At 66.3% G+C, this 3,658-nt stretch carries 4 protein-coding genes; 2 read left to right on the top strand and 2 right to left on the bottom strand.

Features of this window, described 5'->3' with window-relative positions; translation table 11 throughout:
• Nucleotides 1–1,235 (top strand): response regulator (locus tag EOA33_RS28040; RefSeq protein ID WP_127407117.1); only part of this gene is annotated, 1,235 nt, incomplete at its 5' end.
• A 182-nt stretch (nt 1,236–1,417) separates the two neighbouring features.
• The gene (locus EOA33_RS28035) at nt 1,418–2,305 is read left to right on the top strand and encodes a GNAT family N-acetyltransferase (RefSeq protein ID WP_126058285.1); all 888 of its coding nucleotides are present in this window, start codon (nt 1,418–1,420) and stop codon (nt 2,303–2,305) included.
• Nucleotides 2,306–2,384: 79 nt separating this feature from the next.
• Here the strand turns inward: EOA33_RS28035 and EOA33_RS28030 are convergent, their stop codons facing one another.
• A complete protein-coding gene (locus tag EOA33_RS28030; protein WP_126058284.1) occupies nt 2,385–3,017 on the bottom strand; it encodes a trimeric intracellular cation channel family protein in 633 nt (210 codons plus the stop codon).
• 104 nt (nt 3,018–3,121) lie between these two features.
• Nucleotides 3,122–3,658, bottom strand: a 537-nt coding sequence (gene grpE, locus EOA33_RS28025; RefSeq protein ID WP_127407116.1) for a nucleotide exchange factor GrpE, incomplete at its 5' end; no start/stop codon positions are given.

Below are 3,658 nucleotides of genomic sequence, written 5' to 3'. Positions count from 1 at the left end.
GCTGCCATGTCGAGCCGGACGTCCCGCAGATGATCACCGCCGATCCAGGCCGGGTGCGCCAGGTGCTGCTCAACCTCATCGGCAACGCCATCAAATTCACCGACACCGGCGGCGTGCTGCTCGGTGTCGCGCGGGCGCGCACCGAGACCACCGACCGCATCTGCTTCACCATTACCGACACTGGTCCGGGGCTTCGCGAAGAGGACATGGAACGCATCTTCGAGGAGTTCGAACAGTCGGACGGCACCTCAACCCGGGTGCATGGCGGCGCAGGCCTCGGCCTTGCCATATCCAGGCGCCTCGTCACCGCCATGGGCGGTTCGATTTCAGTGTCGAGCCGGCTCGGCGAGGGATCCGAATTCGTCTTCGAGCTTCCGGCCGTGGCCGCAACCGAGCCGCCGCAGAACCGGCAGGACATCCTCTCCGGCCGGCGCGCCGTGATCGTGTCGAAGAACGCGGTCGAGGCCGACGCCATCGCGCGCACCATCCGCGCCCATGGCGGCGCCGTCGACCTGGCGACGACGCTTGCCCAGGCAACGCCTTTCGCCACCGGCTGCGACGTTCTACTGGTCGATGCCGCCATGGAAAACAGCGACGGGCGCTTGCTCAAGCGCTTGCGCCAGAACGGTTTTGCCGACTGTGAGGCGATCACGTTAATCGCGCCGACCGACCGCGGCATGCTCGGCGAATTCCGCGCCAACGGCTACGCCACCTTCCTGGCGCGGCCGGTGCGCGGCGAGACGCTGCTGCGCGTGCTCTTGACCAGCCACGCGCCAGCCCTGCCCCTGCCGCAAGCCGACAAGCGCGGCGCGCCGCCCGTGCGCGCCGGCGGCCGCCGTGGCGAGCAGGGCCTGTCGGTGCTGATCGCCGAGGACAACGACATCAACGCCATGCTCGCCCGCGCCACGCTCCTGAAGGCCGGGCATCGCGTCAAGGTGGTCGGCAACGGCAAGGCCGCCGTCGAGGCTGTCACTGATGCCGGCCTGAAGCACCGCTTCGACGTGGTGCTGATGGACCTGCACATGCCGGTCATGGACGGGCTGGATGCCATCGCCGCCATTCGCCGCCACGAGGAGGCGCTGGCGGTGCCGCCCGTCCCGATCATGGTGCTGTCGGCGGACAGCCAGGAAAAGACCCGCCACACGGTACTGGCGCACGGCGCCAGCGGCTTCGTCACCAAGCCGCTCGACCCGGACGCCCTGGTCAGCGCTGTCGAGGCGCAGGTCGCGGCCTGAATTTTTTGCCCCCGGCACACGCCTTGGATTGCCTGGCTTTGCCCAGCTAAAGGTAGCCGGATGAAGGCATTCGCCAGCCGACGAAGTATTGCCCGCCGCTGCGTATCACGGTACTGTCACAATCCTGTTGCACCTACACCGTATCCCCGTGCCAAGAGGGATGGCTCGAAGGAGAATCACTCGTGCATACAGTTATGCCGGAATGTGACACTCGGCCGAATGCCGGCGGCGCCCTGCTCGCCGCGCGGACCGGCGATGCCGTCGCAACAGGCACCCCTCTCGGCCGCATCGGCAATCTCGAAGTGCGGCTTGCCCGCAACGAGGCCGAGATCGCGGCCGCCCAGGAAGTGCGCTACCGGGTATTCTATGACGAGCTCGGTGCCAGGAAGGACCTGTTCCAGGCGCAGAACCGTCGCGACGCCGACCGTTTCGACCCGCTCTGCGATCACCTTTTGGTGTTCGACACCTCGCTCCCCGGCCCTGAGCACCGCCGCATCGTCGGCACCTACCGGCTGCTGCGGCAGGAAATCGCGGCGACGGCTGGCGGTTTCTATTCCGAGGGCGAGTTCGAGCTGACCAAGCTGATCGCCCGTCATCCCGGTCAGCGTTTCCTCGAGCTCGGCCGCTCCTGTGTCCTGCCGGAATACCGTTCCAAGCGCACCATCGAGGCGCTGTGGCAAGGCATCTGGGCCTACATCAACCACTACGGCATCGGCGTGATGACCGGCTGCGCCTCCTTCCACGGCATCGTGCCGGCAGCGCATGCCGAGGCCTTGACCTATCTCGCCCATCACTGCCGCACCAATTCGGCTTGGGACGTCAAGGCGGTCGCGGGCCGTTACTGCCCCATGGACCTGATGCCGATCGAGGCGGTCAACGCCAAGGCCGCGATCGCGGCGATGCCGCCGCTGGTCAAGGGTTACCTGCGCGTCGGCGCCCGCATCGGCGACGGCTGCGTCATCGATCATGAATTCTCGACCGTCGACGTCTTTGTCGTCATGCCGGTCAAGGAGATCGGTGCGCGCTACGTCAACTATTATGGCGGGGAAGCCCAGCGCTTCGCGGCATAACTCAGCGAACAGCGAATACTGACCAGCGGGAGCTGCGTCAGCCCCTATTCGCTACTCCCTATTCGCTATTCGCTCTCTCTCATGGAATATCCTCCGGCCGCCGTCCGGGCCTGCTTTTGTAAGACGCAAAGGCCCAGCCGAATTTGAGCGCGCCGCCGCGCACAATGAATGCCGCGGCGAAACCCAGCAGACCCGCCGCCAACGGCGGCAGGCCGGCAAGGTCACCGACGGTGAAAAGGGCCGCACCCGCAAGAGCCGCCGTGACGTAGATCTCGGGCCGCAGAAGCACCGACGGCTCCCCCGCCAGAAGATCGCGCAGGATGCCGCCGAAGGTGGCGGTCAGCACGCCCATGATGGTGGCGACGACCGGTGAGCCAGTGATGGCGAGGCCCTTGGCGGCGCCCATCACCGAGAAGGCGGCGAGGCCGATGGCGTCGAGCCAGAGCAGCAATTTGTAGCGGGATTCGACCAGGTGGGCGCTGAAGAAGACTAGCACCGCGACCACCACGCAGATCAGCACATAGTCGCGGTTGGCGACCCAGAACACCGGCAGGTTGAGGATGACGTCGCGCAACGTGCCGCCGCCGATACCGGTGACGCAGGCCAGGAACAGAAAGCCGATGATGTCGAGTTGCTTGCGCGAAGCGGCAAGCGCGCCTGTCGCCGCGAAGACGGCGACGCCGGCATAGTCGAGAAGCTCGATGAGGTTCATGGGCTGAGCGAGTAGTGAATAGCGAATAGGGAGTAGGGCAATAGCACGAAGCCGCAGATTAGTATCTGTCCCCCTACTCACTGCTCCCTATTCGCTACTCACTATCAGGCATCCTTCTCGGCCTGCTCGTTCACCGGCCCCGGCTCGACCGGCGCCTCGGCGACAGCGGCCTTCGGGCCGCCCTTGGCGACGCCGACCATGGCTGGCCTCAGCACGCGGTCGCCGATCGAATAGCCGGGCTGGACGACCTGGACGACGGTGCCTGAGGGAACATCGGGATTGGGCACCTCGAACATCGCCTGGTGGAAGTTCGGGTCGAACTTCTCGCCTTCCGGCGCGAGCTTCTTCACCCCATGCCGCTCCAGCGCCGCAAGCATGGCGCGCTCGGTAAGGTCGACGCCCTCGATCAGGGCCTTGAAGCCGGCATCGCCCGACGCCTTGGCTTCGGCCGGAATGGCGTCCAGCGCGCGGCGCAGATTGTCCGACACCGACAGCATGTCGCGCGCGAAATTGGCCACCGCATAGGCGCGCGCGTCATGCACGTCGCGCACGGTGCGACGGCGCAGGTTCTCCATCTCTGCCGCGACGCGAAGCGCTCGGTCCTTCAATTCCTCGTTTTCCTTCAGCAGCCGCACCAGCGC

The organism is Mesorhizobium sp. M4A.F.Ca.ET.050.02.1.1, from assembly GCF_003997725.1.
In the GTDB taxonomy this organism is placed as follows: Bacteria; Pseudomonadota; Alphaproteobacteria; order Rhizobiales; family Rhizobiaceae; genus Mesorhizobium.
This window is presented reverse-complemented; position numbering and strand designations above follow the sequence as displayed.